This is a genomic window from Streptomyces sp. NPDC088354 (assembly GCF_044753585.1).
Taxonomy (GTDB): Bacteria; Actinomycetota; Actinomycetes; order Streptomycetales; family Streptomycetaceae; genus Actinacidiphila.
This window is the reverse complement of record NZ_JBIVNJ010000018.1, coordinates 71,201-87,487: the sequence shown is the minus strand read 5'-3', so window position 1 is coordinate 87,487 and position 16,287 is coordinate 71,201. Positions and strand designations below refer to the sequence as shown.

Genomic DNA, 16,287 nt, shown 5'->3' with positions numbered 1-16,287 from the left:
CCCTTCGGCCCGGCGGCGGCTAGGCCTTGGCCTTGGCCGGGGACGCCTCGGCCGGGGCCACGGGGGCCGGCAGCGGCTTGGCGGCCTCGTAGAACTCCTCGCGGGGGTTCTCGATGGCGCCGAGCGAGACGACCTCGCGCTTGAGGAAGACCGCCAGCGTCCAGTCCGCGAGGACCCGGATCTTGCGGTTGAACGTCGGCACCGCCATGCCGTGGTACCCACGGTGCATGTACCAGGCCAGGCGGCCCTTGAACTTCAGCTTCATCTTGCCGAAGCGGACCAGGGCGACACCCTTGTGCAGGCCGAGGCCGGCGACGGCGCCCTTGTTGGCGTGCTTGTACTCCTTCTGCGGGAAGCCCCGCATACCGGAGACCACGTTGTCGCCGAGGACCTTGGCCTGGCGCAGCGCGTGCTGGGCGTTGGGCGGGCACCAGGCGCCGGGGCCGGAGGCCAGGTCGGGGACCTGGGCGTTGTCGCCGGCGGACCAGATGTAGTCGGTGCCCTGGACCTGGAGGGTCGGGGCGGTGTCGACGTGGCCGCGCGGGCCCAGCGGCAGGCCGTACTTGGCCAGCACCGGGTTGGGCTTGACGCCGGCGGTCCACACGATGGTGGAGGCATCGACCTCCAGGCCGTTGGCGAGCACCACGTGCTTGTCGACACAGGACTTCATCGACGTGCCGAGGTAGACCTCGATGCCGCGCTCGCGCAGGTGCTCCAGGCCCCAGGTGCCGAGCTCAGGACCGACCTCGGGGAGGATCTTGTCGGCGGCGTCGACCAGGATGAAGCGCATGTCCTCGCGCTTGACGTTCGCGTAGTACTTGGCCGCGTCGCGGGCCATGTCCTCGACCTCGCCGATGGTCTCGGCACCGGCGAAGCCGCCGCCGACGAAGACGAAGGTGAGGGCCTTGCGGCGGACGTCCTCGTCCGTCGTGGAGGCGGCCTTGTCGAGCTGCTCCAGCACGTGGTTGCGCAGGCCGATGGCCTCCTCGACGCCCTTCATGCCGATGCCGTTCTCGGCCAGGCCGGGGATCGGGAAGGTGCGGGAGACGGCGCCGAGCGCGACGACCAGGTAGTCGAAGGGCAGTTCGTAGGACTCGCCCACGAGCGGCTCGACGACGGCGACCTTGCGGTCCTGGTCGATGGTGGTGACCCGGCCGGTCAGAACCTCCGCCTGGGGCAGTACGCGGCGCAGCGGCACCACGACATGGCGGGGGGAGATGCTGCCGGCCGCGGCCTCCGGCAGGAAGGGCTGGTACGTCATGTACGAACGCGGGTCGACGACCGTGACGGTCGCCTCCGCATAGCGCATCTTCTTGAGGATGCGCCGGGCCGCGTACAGGCCGACGTACCCACCGCCTACTACGAGGATCCTGGGACGCTCCGTGGTGCTCATGCTTCGAGTATTCACCACGTCCCGGGGGGTACCTCGTGAGCCCCTTCACAAGGTTTCCCGGGCCCTCTGCTACACTGCGCCGCTTCGTGATCAGGACCACAGCCGCCGGGGGGAACCCGTTGCCGGCCGTAGGCGTTGAGTACCCGTCCCACCAGCGACGATCGGCATCCGGGGGGCCTCGACAACGCTCCCGCAATATGGACGAAACACGGGCCCGGCAAGGGCTCTTGGGGGTTCCGGGGGCCCTTGCGCGGGGCAGTTGGGCCGTCCGGCGGGAACTTTCATGTGAAGAAATTCACGAACCTTCTGCGGCAGGCGTGTCGGGCCCACCGCGAAGGCCCGCTCACCTGACAAGCGTGCTGCTCAGGCGATGCTCCAGGCGATGCCGTCGAGGATGTCGTGCTCGCTCACCACGACCTCCCGGGCACCCGTCCGCTCCATGATCCGCAGCAGCACGAGCGCCCCCGCACCGATCACGTCGACCCGCCCCGGATGCAGCACCGGGATCGCCGCGCGCTCGGCGTGCGTGGCGGCCAGCAGCCGCTCGGTGACCGCGCGGACCTGCTCCACCGGGATGCGGGCGTGGTGGATCGCCACCGGGTCGTACTCCGCGAGGCCCAGTGCGATCGCGGCGACGGAGGTCACGGAACCGGCGAGCCCGACGAGCGTGCGCGCCTCGCGCAGCGGCACGGTGGCCTCCGCCAGGTCCAGCGCGGCGTCGATGTCCCGCGTCGTGGCGGCGATCGCCCCGGGGGTCGGGGGGTCGGTCACGACGCCGTCGCGCACCAGGTGCCGTTCCGTCATCCGCACGCAGCCGACGTCGACCGAGCGGGCGGCGGTGACGGCGGTGTCGCCGACGACGAACTCCGTCGAGCCGCCGCCGATGTCGGTGACGAGGAAGGGGCGCGCCAGGTCGGCGCGGCCCACCAGCTCCCGGGTGGCCCCGGTGAAGGAGAACTCGGCCTCCTGGTCACCGCTGATCACCTCGGGCTCGACGCCGAGGATGTCCACCACGCCGCGCACGAAGTCCTCACGGTTGGAGGCGTCGCGGGAGGCGGAGGTGGCCACGAAACGGATCGCGTCGGCGCCCAGTTCGCCGATGACCGCCGCGTACTCGCGGCAGGCCGCGAAGGTGCGCTCCAGCGCCTCGGGGGCCAGCCGGCCGGTGCGGTCCACGCCCTGGCCGAGCCGGACGATGGTCATCCGGCGGTCCAGGTCCTTGATGGCGCCGGTCGCTGGGTCCGCGTCGGCGACCAGCAGGCGGATCGAGTTGGTGCCGCAGTCGACGGCGGCGACACGGGTCACTGGTCGCCCCCCTCGGCGCCGGTGCCGCCGTCGGGGTCGACGCACGGTCCCTTGCGCCACCATTCCGGCAGCAGCGCGATCGCCTCGTCGCCGAGCGGGTTGACCCCGGGGCCGGCCGCGAGGGAGTGGCCGACCAGCACGTGCAGGCACTTGACCCGGTCGGGCATGCCGCCCGCGCTGGGGAAGCCCTGCAGCACCTCGATCGCGTCGCGGCGGGCGATGTAGTCCTCGTGCGCGGCGCGATAGCCGGCGGCGAGTTCCTCGTCCTCGGCCAGCCGTGCGGTCATGTCCTTCATGACCCCCTCGGCCTCCAGGGTGCCGATCGCGGACGCGGCTCGCGGGCAGGTCAGGTAGTACAGCGTCGGGAACGGCGTGCCGTCCTCCAGTCGCGGCGCCGTCTCGACGACGTCCGGGTTGCCGCAGGGGCAGCGGTGCGCGACGGCCCGCAGACCGCGCGGGACGCGGCCCAACTGCGCCCCGATGGCGGCGACATCGCGCTCCGTCGGTGGGGCGTGCTCGGTGGGCGGCGGGGGCGTATCCATGCCTGGGTGCGTCTCTTTCAGCGGTGTGCGGGGGCGGCGGCGTCGGCGTGGTCGACACCGTCCCACAGGTTGGCGTACCAGGGGCGGCGGGCGGCGTTGTCGCCGTCGCCGCGGTGCGGGCCGGCGGCCTCGTCGCCCCGGGCGGCGGCCCCGGTGGGCCTGACCACCGTATACGCCGTCTCGCCGGGCAGGACGTAGTGGAGCCGGGCCCGGGCCTGCGCCTTGACGTACTCGGGGTCCTGCCAGCGGGCCTTCTCCTCGCGCAGCTCCTCGACCCGTCGGCGGGCCTGGTCGGCCTGCTTGCGCTGGTCGGCGATCTGCGAGCGCTGCGCCACGTACTGGCGCGTGGGGTAGGCGAGGGCGACCACCAGCGCGCACACGACGAGGGCGAGCAGCGCGGCACGCCCGGTCAGCCGGTTGCGGCCGCGGGGCAGCGAGGGCCGCCGCGGGCGGCCGGTGGCGCGGTAGACCCGGGCCTGCGCCTGTGCCCCGAGGGCACGGATGCGCGTCGCGGTGGAGAAGCGATCCGGCACGTGCACCTCCGGTGGGGGGTTCGCGTTCGTCGTTGCCCCGGGGGGACCGGTGGACCGGTGTTCCGGTGACCGTGAACCGCTGCCGCCCGCCGCGGGTGCGGCGGGCGGCAGCAGGGCGTGCGTCAGCCCTTGAAGCGCGGGAACGCCGAGCGGCCGGCGTACACGGCCGCGTCGTCGAGGATCTCCTCGATGCGCAGGAGCTGGTTGTACTTCGCGACGCGCTCGCTGCGGGCGGGGGCGCCGGTCTTGATCTGGCCGCAGTTGGTGGCGACGGCGAGGTCGGCGATGGTGACGTCCTCGGTCTCGCCGGACCGGTGCGACATCATGCACTTGTAGCCGTTGCGCTGCGCCAGCTCGACGGCGTCCAGGGTCTCGGTCAGCGAGCCGATCTGGTTGACCTTGACCAGCAGGGCGTTGGCGGTGCCGTTGTCGATGCCGCGCTGCAGGCGCTCGGGGTTGGTGACGAACAGGTCGTCGCCGACGAGCTGGACCTTGTCACCGAGCTGCTCGGTGATGGTCTTCCAGCCGTCCCAGTCCTCCTCGTTCAGCGGGTCCTCGATGGAGACCAGCGGGTACGCCGCCACCAGCTCGGCGTAGTACGCGGTCATCTCGGCCGCCGAGAGGGACTTGCCCTCGAAGGAGTAGCTGCCGTCCTTGTAGAACTCGGAGGCGGCCACGTCGAGTGCCAGCGCGATGTCCTGGCCCGGCTGGTAGCCGGCCTTCTTGATGGCCTCGACGATCAGGTCGAGGGCGTCGCGGTTGCTGGGCAGGTTGGGGGCGAAGCCGCCCTCGTCGCCGAGGCCGGTGGACAGGCCGCGCTCCTTCAGGACCCCCTTGAGGGTGTGGTACACCTCGGCGCCCCAGCGCAGAGCCTCGGAGAAGGACTCCGCGCCCACGGGCGCGATCATGAACTCCTGGATGTCCACGTTGGAGTCGGCGTGCGAGCCGCCGTTCAGGATGTTCATCATCGGGACCGGCAGCACGTGGGCGTTCGGGCCGCCGAGGTAGCGGAAGAGCGGGAGGTCGGAGGCCTCGGACGCGGCGTGGGCGACGGCCAGCGAGACACCCAGGATGGCGTTCGCGCCGAGGGAGGACTTGTCCGGGGTCGCGTCCAGGTCGAACATCGCCTGGTCGATCAGCCGCTGCTCGGTGGCGTCGTAGCCGACCAGCTCCGGGCCGATCTGCTCGATGACGGCGAGCACGGCCTTCTCCACGCCCTTGCCCAGGTAACGGCTCTTGTCACCGTCACGGAGCTCAAGGGCCTCGAACGCTCCGGTGGACGCTCCGGAGGGCACGGCGGCACGGCCCGTGCTGCCGTCGTCGAGGCCGACCTCGACCTCCACGGTGGGGTTGCCTCGCGAGTCGAGGATTTCCCGGGCTACGACGACGTCGATCGACGGCACGTGAGTCTCCTTCTGATGTCTCTTCGTTTCGGGCATGAGCCTAACCGACCCGAAAAGCCCCGTCCGGGCACGCTCCGGGGAAGTCCGCACCGGACCGGGAACGGAAGGGGGCACCGAGAAGAACGATCGGGGAAGGACGCCCGCCGACCGGCACGGCGCGGCGCACCGCGCGCGGGCCGCGACGGGGCGCGCCCGAGCTGCCGCGCGGGCGCCCGGCAGGGCGCCCGCGGCGGACGGCACCGGGTCAGCGGCGGCCGAGCTCCAGGGTCTCGCCGGCCACGATCTGGTCCGGGTCCTCGCCGATGACGTCCTTGTTGGCCGCGTACAGTCCGCGCCACCCGCCCGGCAGGCCCTGCTCCATGGCGATCCCGCACAGCGAGTCGCCCTCCTGCACCACGTAGCGGTTGCCGCTGGTGGTCTTGGTGGCGGTGCCCTCCGTCGCGCCGCGGTCCGTGCCGCGGTCCGAGCGGTCGTCCGCGCTGCGGGTGGTGCCGCGGGCGATGCTGCCCCAGGCGGCGTCGCCCTCGACGACCTGCGGAGGCGTCGCGGTCCGGCCGCGCGTGCCGCTGCCGGCGTCCGTCGTGCCGCCGGGCGCCTGGGACGTGCTGCCGGCCTCGGGCTTGCGGTGCTTGCCCGGGACCTTGACGGAGGTGCCGGTGGAGACCTCCGGGTCGGCGGTGGCGGTGGTGTCCGGGACGGCGGTGGAGTCGTCGCCGCTGTCCGAGGACCCGGCGGACGCGTCCGTGCCGGAGTCGGTGCCGGTCCCGGAGTCCGTGCCGGTGCCGTCGGCGGACCCGCTGGTGGCGCCCTTGTCGTCGTTGTCCGTACCGGTGCCGGTGCCGGAGTCCGTACCAGTGCCGTTGCCGGTACCGGTGCCCTGGTCGTCGTGGGAGTCGCCGCCGAGGAGGTCCTGCAGCACCTCGCCCAGCCCGGCCTGGTCGGCACAGCCGGACCACGCGTCGGGGCCGAGCACGCCGAGGATCTTCTCCGCGACGGTTATCTGCTCATTGCGGCTGGCGAGGTCGGGGCGCTCGGCGTACGCCGTGCCGCCGTACTGCCGCCAGGTCTCCTCGGTGATCTGCAGGCCGCCGTAGAACCCGTTGCCCGTGTTGGAGCTCCACAGCCCGCCGCTCTCGCAGGAGGCGACGGCGTTCCAACTGGCGCCGGCGTCCGCGGCGCTCGCGCCGCTCGCCGCGAAGAGGGGGAGCGTGAGGCCCGCCCCGGTCGCCGCGACCGCGACCATGGCGGTCGGGGCCTGACGCGGCTTGCGGTGTCGGCCGTTCCCGGACTTCAGCATGCGCCATCGCCTTTCAGGTTCGAATATCGCGATGGCGCCTGACCGTAGTGGCCTTGGCCCATGCATCACAAGTCGATGTCTCGCGGATCACGTGAAGATCACGCTATGACGCCCAGTCAGTCACGTTCCGGTGTGAAGGAGACGGGCAAGGTCCGCAAACCTCTCATGATGAGCCCACCGCGCCAGCGCAGCTCGGCCGGATCGGCCGCGAGCCGCAGGTCGGGCAGCCGGGTCAGCAGCGTCGCGAGCGCGGACCGCGCCTCCAGCCGGGCCAGTGGCGCACCCAGGCAGTAGTGGATGCCGTGACCGTAGCCGAGGTGCTGGTTGTCCCGGCGGGAAAGGTCCAGGGTGTCCGGCTCGTTGAAGCGCGCGGGGTCGCGGTCTGCGGCCGCCAGCACCACCAGCACGGGGTCCCCGGTCGCGATCTCCTGGCCGCCGACGGTGAGCCGCTCCGTCGCGAACCGCCAGGTCGCCAGCTCCACCGGCCCGTCGTAGCGCAGGAGTTCCTCGACGGCCGTGCCGAGCAGTCCGTCCTCGCCCTGGGCGAGCGCGTCCTGGAGCCGGCGCCGCGGGCCGGGGTTGCGCAGCAGCGTGTACATGCCGTTGCCGATGAGGTTGACGGTGGTCTCGAACCCCGCGAAGAGCAGGATGAACGCCATCGCGGCGGCCTCGTTCTCGGTGAGGTGCTCGCCGTGGTCACTCGCCCTGATCAGACCGGAGATCAGGTCGTCGCCGAGGTCCGCGCGCTTGCGGTGGATCAGCTCCAGCAGATATGCGCGCATTTTCTTCACCGACCGGGCGACCCCGCCGCGCGGGCCGCCGCCGTGCCGGATCATCATCCCGGCCCAGTCCCGGAAGTCGTCCTGGTCCTCGGCGGGGACGCCGAGCAGGTCGCAGATCGCGTAGATGGGCAGCGGGAAGGCGAACTCATGGATGAGATCGGCCTCCCCCTTCGCGGCGAAGCCGTCGATGAGCCGGTCGGTCAGCTCCTGCACCCGCGGGGCGAACTCGGCGACGCGGCGCGGGGTGAAGGCCTTGGAGACCAGCCGGCGCAGCCGGGTGTGGTCCGGCGGGTCGATGTTGAGCAGGTGCGTCATCAGGTCGGCGCTCCGCTCGCCCGGGATGCCCACCTTCCCCTTCGCATGGGCCCGTTCGGAGTGGTGGACGGGGTTCTTGCTGAGCCGTCCGTCGGCCAGCGCCTGCCGCGCGTCCGCGTACCGGGTCACCAGCCACGCGTCCACACCGCTGGGGAGCGTGGTGCGGTGCACCGGTGAGTGCTCGCGCAGCCAGGCGTACGCGGGATAGGGATCGGTGGCGAACTGCCAGGTGAACAGCTCGGGGGGCTCGGGGGTCACGCTGTCATGCACCCCATGACGTTAGCCGCTCGCGGCTGAGCCGGTCGGCCAGCCGGGTCGTCTCCGGCAGCCGGTAGGAGGGGGACAGGGCCAGGACATGGCGACACGCGGTGTCCAGGTCGATGCCGTGGCCGGTCGACACGTACACCGGCCGCACCCCGCTCCGCGTGCGCAGCACCCGCCCCACCGTCTCGCCCGCGTCGACCAGCGGCACCGACGCCCCGCGCTCCTCGCCGAGCGCCTCCGGGTCGTACGTGCCGGTGAACGGGGTCTTCGCCACGCCCGCGGCCGGCAGCCCGGTGACCACCCCCAGGTGGCAGGCCAGGCCGAAGCGGCGCGGGTGGGCGAGCCCCTGACCGTCGCAGAGCAGCAGGTCCGGCGTGACGGTCAGGCCCCGCAGCGCCTCGATCAGCACGGGGAGCTCCCGGAAGGCGAAGAGCCCCGGGACGTACGGGAAACCCGCCCGGGCCGTCGCGGTGGCCCGGTCGACCGGGGCGAGCGTGGCCGCGTCGAGCACGACGACGGCGGCCGCCACGATGTCCTCCGCGGCGCCGTGACCCCCGCCGTACGCGACGTCCAGCCCCGCCACGTACCGCGGCCGCTGCGGGCCGGGCCCGCGGTGGTCGGCCAGCGGCCGGAGCCGGTCCTGCAGGGCCAGGGCCCCGGCCTCGTCGCGCGGCCATGCGTGGGGGACGTCGATGCGCATGGCCGCGAGACTACGGCGGGGTCAGGTCTGTCCGCCCCGCTGGTCCCTGCCGTCGCCGTTGGCGGGGCCCCTACCGCGCTCCGGCCCGGGTGTCCGGTTCCGGCCCGCGGCGTGTGCCTTGGGCACGGGCACGCCCTCCGGCGGGGTGGCGACCCCGTGAGAACCCCAGTTGCCGAAGCCCTTGAGGGAGTGCGGGAGGTGACGGATGCCGTCCTGCGGCCACTCGTCGTAGTCACGCCACTCGGTCAGGCGGTGCCGCTCCCCGTCCTGGTGACCGGGGCCGTGGTCGGCCGGGGTCTCGCGGCCGTACTCCTGCCGCGTGTGCCACGCCCCGCCGCGGGGCTGTGGCCGCTGCTCGGGCGGCGGCTCCTTGGACCGGGCGTACAGGCCGATCGACACGGCGCCTATCAGCAACCCGACGAGGAAGATGCCCACGACCAGCGGGGCGATGCCGACGAGGTAGTCGTGCGGCACGGCCAGCTGGATCTGCTCAAGTGCTCGCATGTCACCCATTTACCCCATTCGCCCCGAGTCATCCCTCCCACCCGCCCTCCCCCAACCTTCGGCCGGGGGTGCCCCCAGCCCGGCGCGGTCAGTCACCCCGACGCGCGTGCGGGGTGGGCCGGGTGCGGGGCCTCCGGGGCCGGCCATTCTGGACAGCACATTTAGGTGCCTCAAGCACCCTCAACTGATCACCCCGGGTCATGCACCCAAATATGCTCCACAGTCCAGAACACCCACCCCTCCGACCCCGCCCCCTCCGTAGTTGCGAGCGCCTGATCCCCGGTGGGGGGTAGTGGCGGCACCGTGCTCGGGCCACCCGTTGGCGCAGCGCCGTCCAAGGGCGCAGCCGTCACCGCCAACAGCACCCCCACCGGCCGTCAGTCGCCAGCCGACCCGGGAGGGGATGTGGCTGGGTGCCCCCGCAGGGGGCAAACGGGGCGCACCCCCGGCGTGGCACCGACCCCCGACGCACGCAGCGCAGGGCCCGCACTTACCGCGCCGGGCTGGGGGAGGGCGGGCGGGGAAAAAGCCCACCCGGACCGGAATCAGCGGGTCTCGGCCTCCACAATCGCATCCCGGTAGCGCCGCGCAGCGGCCCGCAGCGCCGACTCCGGATCGATCCCCGCCGCCTGCGCCGCCAGCGCCAACGCCAGCAGCCGCTCCCCCGTGTCCGCCGCGTCCGCGTCCGGAACCGGCACGTCGAGGCCCGCCCGGTCCGCGCGAGCGCCCAGCTTGGCCGCCAGCGCCAGGGCGGGCTGGCCGAGCGGGACGCCCTCCGTGACCGACGTGCGCTGCTTCTCCTGCTCCTTCATCCGCAGCCAGTGCGCCTGGACCTCTTCCGGCGTCTCGGCCGTCTCGTCACCGAAGACGTGCGGGTGTCGGTGGACGAGCTTGTCGACGATCGTCGCGGCGACGTCGTCGATGGAGAACGGCTCCTCCGGGTCGTCCTGTGCGATCCGCGCGTGGAAGACCACCTGGAGCAGCACGTCGCCGAGTTCCTCGCGCAGTGCGTCCCGGTCGCCCTCCTCGGCCGCCTCGACGAGCTCGTAGATCTCCTCGATGCCGTACTTCACCAGTTCCTGGCTGGTCTGCACGCTGCTCCAGGGGCACTCACGGCGGATCCGGTCCATCACCTGGACCAGGTCGAGCAGCCGGGCGCCGGGCAGGTCGTAGGAACCGGGCAGCAGCTCCAGGTCGGGCATGCTCACCCGGCCCGAGCCGCCGAGCCGGGCCAGCTCGTCGGTGACGGCCGCGTCGCCCTCGCCGCCGGTGAGGTAGACCACCGTGCGCCCGCCCCCGGTGAGGTCGACCAGGTCACGGCCGGTGGGCGCGGAGTGCTCCACGGCGACGCCGGCCTCGCGCAGGTAGGGCAGCTGCGGGTGCCCGGGGTCGGGGCAGACGACCCGGTCGGCACCGCGCAGCAGCTCCCACGCCGGCCAGGACAGCAGGCCGGGGGCGACGCGGTGGGTGGTGGTCAGCAGTACCAGGCGGCCCGGGCGGGCGGAGTCATCCAAGTGGTCCACCCGACGAAACTACCTCGCCCGGGTGACGGCTAGGCATCCGCCTTGGCGGCGCTCACCTCGGTCAGCCACGGGTCCTTGTTGGTGTCGAGGGTGAGCTTCTGCGCGTTCCACGTGCCGTAGCGAGGGTTCACGTCGATGTCGAGGCGGCCGGCGGTGCGGCGCAGGACCGTGAGCAGGGCGGCCTGGCCGTCCGGGGTCTGCACGTTCGCGCCGTAGTGGGCGGCGACCTTCTGCATGAGCAGGTCGGTGCGGATGCTCTCGTCGATGTCGGCGGGGATCATCGCGTACGTCTGCAGGACCTGCGCCTCCAGCTGCTGCTTGCCGCCGGCCTGCGTCTCGGCGGCGCGGCGGGCCTGCTGCACCTCGCGCGGGGTGACGGAGACACCGGCGTCCTTGGCGGCGCGCTCGATGACCCGGGCCTGGACGAGGCTGTGCACGGTGTTGCGCTGGAGGTCGCTGCTGGCCTCGATGAGCTGGTCGGCCTGCGGCGACTTCTCCTGGGCGGCACGCACCGCCGCGACCCTCGCCTGCACCGTGTTCACGGTGATCTGCCGCCCGCCGACGACGGCCGCGGCACCGGCGTGCGGTGTTCCGCAGGAGGTCAGGAGTGGCGCGGCGACGAGCACGGCGGCGGTGGCGAGGGCGGAGAGCGCAGTCCTGCGGCGGAGCATTTTGCCTCCCGGCAAGGGATCGGGCGACGGTGCACGATCTGGCAGATGCAGTGATCGAGGATATTGAGCGGGGACCCGCAATATCCAGCACTCTGCACAAACGATGCCGGGGCCGGTCAGGTGTCGCAGGCCACTCCGTCCCCGTCCCGGTCCAGATCACGCGAGTAGCCGGGGTCGCCGCGGTGGAGCGGGGCGGCGCCCGCCTTCCGGACGGCGGCGCAGTTCGGGTACGAGGTGGCGCCGGAGCCGGGCTTGTCGTCGCCGCCCTTGCCGTCGCCCTGGTCGTCCTTGCCGGAGGGCGCCGCGCCGGGCACGTCCGGCTTGCCGGAACCGGGCAGCCGCTCGTCCGGGCAGGTGCGCAGGACCTCGGTCATGGCGTCCTTCTCGGCCGCGGTGACCCACAGGCCGTACTTCTTCTTCACCGCCACCTGGCGGGCGACGTAGGGGCAGCGGAACGCCTTGTTGGGGGGCAGCCAGGTCGCGGCGTCGCCGTCGCCCTTGCCGCGGTTGGCGGGGCCGTCGACGGCGAGGAGGTTCAGCGGGTCGTTGGCGACCTGTATCCGCTTGTCGCGGTCCCAGTACTTGGCGCCCTTCTGCCACGCGTCGCTGAGCGCCACGACGTGGTCGATGTCGATGGTGCTGCGGCCGCGGGTGAAGCTGATCCCCTTGCCGGTGTACGGGTCGTCGAGCTTGCCGGAGGTGACGATGCAGTCGCCGCCGTCGTCGGACCGGAAGGACTCGTCGGTCAGGTCGCGCTGCAGTATGTCGTCACGCGTGTCGCAGCCGTTGTGGTCGGTGTCCACCCAGGAACTGCCGAACTGGTCGCGTGCGTAACCGGTCTTGGGCGCACGGCCCTTGACCGTCAGGTCGCCGACCGCCTTGAGCGCCGAACCCGCCGGCGCCGCCGCGTCGCTGCCCTGCCCTCCGAGGCCCTCGCCCGTGCACCCCGCGACGCCGAGGAGCACCGCGAGCAGCGCCGCTGCCGTTCCCGTCCTTGAACCCGCCCTGGTAGTGACCACCTTGGCACTGTAGGGGGTGGGGGGCGGCAACCGGCAGGGGGCCTTCCGGCCGGCGAGTGCGCCGGGGCCGCCGCCCCCGCCCCGTCAGCCGGTGACGGCGACCGGGGCGTCCCAGTAGTCGCGGTCCACGGTGAGGGTGTAACCGCCCCGGGTCTCCTTGCTGTTGACCATGTACTGGTGGCCGCGGCGGTGCCCGGTCCACAGGGCTGTGGAGAACGGCCAGTCGGCGGTCGTCGTCTTGTTCTGGTCCCACAGCGCGTACCAGAGCGCGTCGGGCAGGTCGGTACGGTCCTTGGCCTGGGCGACGGCGGCGGCGCTGCTGCTCTTGAATCCGTAGAAGCCGGCCCAGTCGTTCTTGGCGTGGACGGCCTTGTCCCAGGCCCGGATGTAGGTGAGGACCGCGGTGTTGCACGCGGTGTTGGTGGTGTCGTACGACTCCATGTCCAGGTACAGCGTGCTGCCGGCCTTCATCCCGAGCGCCGCCGCCTTGGCCACCGCGTCCGCGCCGTCCGCGGCGCCGAGGGATGCGGCCGTGCCGGCGGTCAGCTTCTCCGGGTTGCGGCTCGTCTGGCACGGCGGCTGCGCGCCGACGTACAGCGGGATCAGCTTCCAGCCGGCCGCGCTCACGGTCCTGACCCACGAAGCGGTCAGGTTCGGCTGGGCGCAACCGCGGTTCTTGCCGCCCACGTAGACGGCCGCCGCGCCGTAGAAGTTCGAGGCCTTCCACGCCTTCATCGCCGACGCCGACGGCGCGGTGCACGTGTCGAACGCCCGCCCCGTGTACACCTTCGGCGCGGGCCGGGACACGGTGGTCGCCATCGAGGCCTCCGCCGCGACGCCGGCACCCGCCAGCACGGCGACCCCCGCGACCGCCCAGGCGATGTAGCGACGCTTCTTCGACATCCGGTGACCGGACATCCCCACCCCATTCGTTGACATGCGAGGCACGAACACGTGCCGATCGCCGTTGTCGAGAGTCCTCGCGGGCCGTGCGCGTCGTCCGTCGTACGCGGGCGCGCCAGCCTCCGTAACCTACAGGCGACCGGCCCCCGCCCCGTCCTCCGGGGCCGGCTCGCCCGCGGTGCCACGACCGTCACCGCCGGGCGGTGCGCCGCAAAATCCGTACGGCGGGCCACACGAACAGGGCGCTGACGGCCCACAGGAAGCCCGCGACGGAGATCCACTCACCGGTGCCGGTCCCGGGATCGTCGGAGCCGAAGACCGTGTACGCGAGGGCCACGAACGCGAAGAAGGCGCCGAGCAGCCCGAAGAGGACCATGGCCACCGTCTGCATCCCGGTGCGCCGGGTACGGGCGGTTCGCTCCGGTGGGGTGGCAGGACCGAAGTCCCCGATGCCGGCCGCGTCGCGGGCCGCCGGTGCCGCGTCCCGTCGCGGCGGGTTCCGCCGAACCGGCATCTGCACCACCGCCGCCGCTGGTACCGCGGCGTCGATGACAGCGATCGTGTGCGCGTCGACGCCGTGCACACCGGGCTCCACATCGACGACCAGGCCGTCGGTGCCGATGAGCCGGCGGCCGCCGTCGGGCCAGCTCAGCATGGCGGCGCAGGAGCGGAAGAGCACGGTCGCCGCCCGCTCGGTCCCGTCGGCCCCGGCCGCCGGCCGCTCCGTCAGGCTGACGCCGTCGTCGCCCACGACGAGCGCCGCCGCGCCCTTGCGGCCCGGTGCGAAACGCCGCCCGGTGACCGCGTACGCCGACGTGGTCGGCGCCTGCGCGTAGCCGGCCCAGTCCGCGGAGTGCCCCGAGGGCACCTGCAGGAGGGCCGTTCCGGCGGCCTCCAGGGCCACCGCGTGCAGATGTGCGGGCGCGGTCGCCCACAGTTCGGAGCGCAGGTCGTCGTCGGACGTGCCCCGGGGCCGCCCCACCAGCAGGTCCTCCGCCATGCCTGGCAGTCGCCGGACGAGCCCGTCGGGTGCGGTCAGGGCCGCGTCGGCACGGCCGCGCACCGCGTCGAGGTCGGCCTGCGCGATCCGGCCCGCCTGAAGTCCGGCCAGGACGTCGACGAACCCGCCGAGGACCGCGTCCTGCTTGGCGGGCAGGGCGTCCGCGAAGGCGGTCACCAGAGCGAACCCGTCGCGACGCGAGGTGTACTCGGCGGCCGCCGTGTACGAGTAACCGCCTTCCTGCCGCAGCGCGCGGGAAAGTTCGCGCTCGAGGACGGCCGCGTACAGCCGGGCGGCGGCGGTGTCGGTGACCACTGCGTCCAGCAGCACCCCGCCGGCACCGTCGGAGAAGTAGGCGGGAGCGACGGGCAGGGCGGAGGTCACGGCGGGCATCGGCCGGAGATCCCCGGCAGGCAGTTTGAGCGACAGACCGGCGGGCAGCCGCTCGCCCGCGATCCACAAGGCGGCGTTGGCCTGGGTGAACCAGGACTGCGCCCACTGCCACACGTCCTGGGCGCTCGCGTTCCGCACGCCGAATTCGGGGTAGCTGACCAGACCGTATCCCTGCGCCCCGTAGCGCCACAGCGGAAGCCGGCCGGGCTCGCGGCGCGACTCCTCGGTCCGCAGGATCTCCTTCTCCGTCTCCAGCCGGTCCATCGGCAGGTCGACGAGGGAGGCGCAGACACCGGTGAGGTAGGCGACGATCTCGTGCTCGGCGCCCTCCGCGTGGAAGTGGGTGAACGCGGCCTTGGTCGCACCGTTGAAGTGGTGGTCGGCCAGGCCCTGACGGTGCAGGGCCAGGTGCTCGGTCAGGTGCGTGAGGCCCGCCCGTCCGAGCGTCTCGTCGGCGATTCCGACGCGGAAGACCAGTCCCGCGCGCATCGGCCCGGCCGCGTACGCGAAGAGGGTGGGTATGCCGTCGACCTCGGTGTGGTGGACGGCGGCCCACGGGTTCATCTCAGGCCTCTGTTCGGCATGGGCGGGTCATCCTCCGGCAAGAGTCGCGTTGCGGTGTCGGACATAGGCGTCGGCGGGCTCGCCGAGATAGCTCCACGGGTACCTGGATGCCAGGTTGCCCAGCGCGCGGAAGTGCGTGGCGGCCCGGGCGGTGTCGCCGATCAGTGAGAACAGGGCCGCAAAGGTCCCCTGGACGACGACCCAGCCGTGGTCGCGCCGGAATCGCGGGTGGGAGACGGACCACTCGGCAGCCTCGACGAGTTCGCCGTGGACGTGCCGTTCGCGCAGGTACTCGGCCCGCTCGCGGTCGGATCCCAGGTCGCCCCAGTGCTCGAGGTGCGCCTCCGCTACCAGCCCCGCGTTCAGGGCCCCTTCGGGGGCGCCGAGCATGCACTCCCGCGCGAAGGAATGGGCGGCCTCCCAGCTCCCGCCCCACTTGGGGCACAGCTGCTGAAGGAGCCGGGCCTGGCCCGTGAAGTGGTGCGGATGGTGCTTCGCCAGCCGGTCGTATCGGCGCCGCGCCTCGTTCTGCCCGAGCTGGAGGCCTCGGGCGGTGTTGAGCCGCTCGGCCCAGGCCGCGTCGCAGGACGGGTCGAGAGCCGTGGCCCGTATCAGCAGTTGTTCGGCCGTCCGCAAGTGGGCGTGGAATGCAGCGAACTGCTCGCGGCTCACGTTCTGCGCACGGCTCGCCGTCCGGATCTCCCAGCCGAGCTCGACCTCGCGGGCTCCGAGGACGGTGAGGCCGAACACGTCGTCCGGAGCGGCCGCGACCAGCCCCCGCAGGACGTGTTCGACGGCCGGCACCTCGGCCACGGTCCGGACGACGAAGCTGCGGTCGATCCCCGGGGGCAGCCCGTCGACGTACCGGCGCAGAGCCTCCATGTCGGCCGCGGCGGCTGCCCGGCGGAGCCAGGCGACTTCCGGATAGGCGGACGCTTCCTCGAAATCCGGAGGAGGCAGAGAAGATACGTGCGACATACGCGGATCCTAAGCGACCTTGTGGGAATCGGACCGACCGGGAAATCGGCCGCCATCGTGACCTGACTTGACGTGAATTTGATGATCTCCATACCGGACGTTCGGCTTGCGTCCACGGAATCCGCATAGTGTCCGTGGGTCTCGCCCGTCTCGCCCGTCTCTCCGCGCGGCGCGCCCCCGAGGATTCTTGACCCCGTC

Annotated in this window: 15 protein-coding genes and 1 pseudogene; all 16 read right to left on the bottom strand. The window is 72.6% G+C overall.

What is annotated here, in order from left to right:
• Nucleotides 1-19: 19 nt before the first annotated feature.
• Complete coding sequence (locus tag ACIP98_RS24785) at nt 20-1,393, bottom strand: NAD(P)/FAD-dependent oxidoreductase (RefSeq protein ID WP_319661672.1); 1,374 nt, start codon at nt 1,391-1,393, stop codon at nt 20-22.
• A 363-nt stretch (nt 1,394-1,756) separates the two neighbouring features.
• Nucleotides 1,757-2,698 carry an exopolyphosphatase gene (locus tag ACIP98_RS24780; protein WP_401977982.1) on the bottom strand — a complete coding sequence of 314 codons (942 nt, stop codon included), beginning with the start codon at nt 2,696-2,698 and terminating at the stop codon, nt 1,757-1,759.
• On the bottom strand, nt 2,695-3,240 hold the full coding sequence (locus ACIP98_RS24775; RefSeq protein ID WP_401977980.1) for a DUF501 domain-containing protein: 546 nt from the start codon (nt 3,238-3,240) through the stop codon (nt 2,695-2,697). Before ACIP98_RS24775 ends, ACIP98_RS24780 begins: the two co-directional genes overlap by 4 nt.
• A 17-nt stretch (nt 3,241-3,257) precedes the next feature.
• Nucleotides 3,258-3,773, bottom strand: a complete 516-nt coding sequence (locus tag ACIP98_RS24770; protein ID WP_319661675.1) for a septum formation initiator family protein — start codon at nt 3,771-3,773, stop codon at nt 3,258-3,260.
• Nucleotides 3,774-3,895: 122 nt separating this feature from the next.
• Complete coding sequence (gene eno / locus ACIP98_RS24765; protein WP_319661676.1) at nt 3,896-5,176, bottom strand: phosphopyruvate hydratase; 1,281 nt, start codon at nt 5,174-5,176, stop codon at nt 3,896-3,898.
• Between the two features lie 244 nt (nt 5,177-5,420).
• Complete coding sequence (locus ACIP98_RS24760; RefSeq protein WP_401977978.1) at nt 5,421-6,473, bottom strand: transglycosylase family protein; 1,053 nt, start codon at nt 6,471-6,473, stop codon at nt 5,421-5,423.
• Nucleotides 6,474-6,589: 116 nt separating this feature from the next.
• Nucleotides 6,590-7,840: a cytochrome P450 gene (locus ACIP98_RS24755; RefSeq protein WP_319661678.1), complete on the bottom strand. Its 1,251-nt coding sequence runs from the start codon at nt 7,838-7,840 to the stop codon at nt 6,590-6,592.
• Nucleotides 7,833-8,534: an endonuclease V gene (locus ACIP98_RS24750; protein ID WP_401977976.1), complete on the bottom strand. Its 702-nt coding sequence runs from the start codon at nt 8,532-8,534 to the stop codon at nt 7,833-7,835. The genes ACIP98_RS24755 and ACIP98_RS24750 overlap by 8 nt, the downstream gene beginning before the upstream one ends.
• 21 nt (nt 8,535-8,555) lie before the next feature.
• Nucleotides 8,556-9,038, bottom strand: coding sequence for a DUF6479 family protein (locus ACIP98_RS24745; RefSeq protein ID WP_319661682.1), 483 nt, complete (start codon nt 9,036-9,038; stop codon nt 8,556-8,558).
• Nucleotides 9,039-9,583: 545 nt separating this feature from the next.
• Nucleotides 9,584-10,561: a nucleoside triphosphate pyrophosphohydrolase gene (locus tag ACIP98_RS24740; RefSeq protein ID WP_319661683.1), complete on the bottom strand. Its 978-nt coding sequence runs from the start codon at nt 10,559-10,561 to the stop codon at nt 9,584-9,586.
• A gap of 29 nt (nt 10,562-10,590) precedes the next feature.
• Nucleotides 10,591-11,232 carry a SurA N-terminal domain-containing protein gene (locus ACIP98_RS24735; protein ID WP_319661684.1) on the bottom strand — a complete coding sequence of 214 codons (642 nt, stop codon included), beginning with the start codon at nt 11,230-11,232 and terminating at the stop codon, nt 10,591-10,593.
• Between the two features lie 116 nt (nt 11,233-11,348).
• Nucleotides 11,349-11,546 carry an excalibur calcium-binding domain-containing protein gene (locus ACIP98_RS24730; protein ID WP_319661808.1) on the bottom strand — a complete coding sequence of 66 codons (198 nt, stop codon included), beginning with the start codon at nt 11,544-11,546 and terminating at the stop codon, nt 11,349-11,351.
• A 3-nt stretch (nt 11,547-11,549) separates the two neighbouring features.
• Nucleotides 11,550-12,251, bottom strand: a pseudogene (locus ACIP98_RS24725) (HNH endonuclease family protein); the annotation flags it as partial.
• Between the two features lie 84 nt (nt 12,252-12,335).
• Entirely contained in the window at nt 12,336-13,169 is an 834-nt protein-coding gene (locus ACIP98_RS24720) for a glycoside hydrolase domain-containing protein (RefSeq protein WP_401977974.1), read from the bottom strand.
• 175 nt (nt 13,170-13,344) lie between these two features.
• Complete coding sequence (locus tag ACIP98_RS24715; protein WP_401977973.1) at nt 13,345-15,111, bottom strand: insulinase family protein; 1,767 nt, start codon at nt 15,109-15,111, stop codon at nt 13,345-13,347.
• Nucleotides 15,112-15,138: 27 nt separating this feature from the next.
• Nucleotides 15,139-16,089 carry a hypothetical protein gene (locus tag ACIP98_RS24710; RefSeq protein ID WP_401977972.1) on the bottom strand — a complete coding sequence of 317 codons (951 nt, stop codon included), beginning with the start codon at nt 16,087-16,089 and terminating at the stop codon, nt 15,139-15,141.
• Nucleotides 16,090-16,287: the final 198 nt, after the last annotated feature.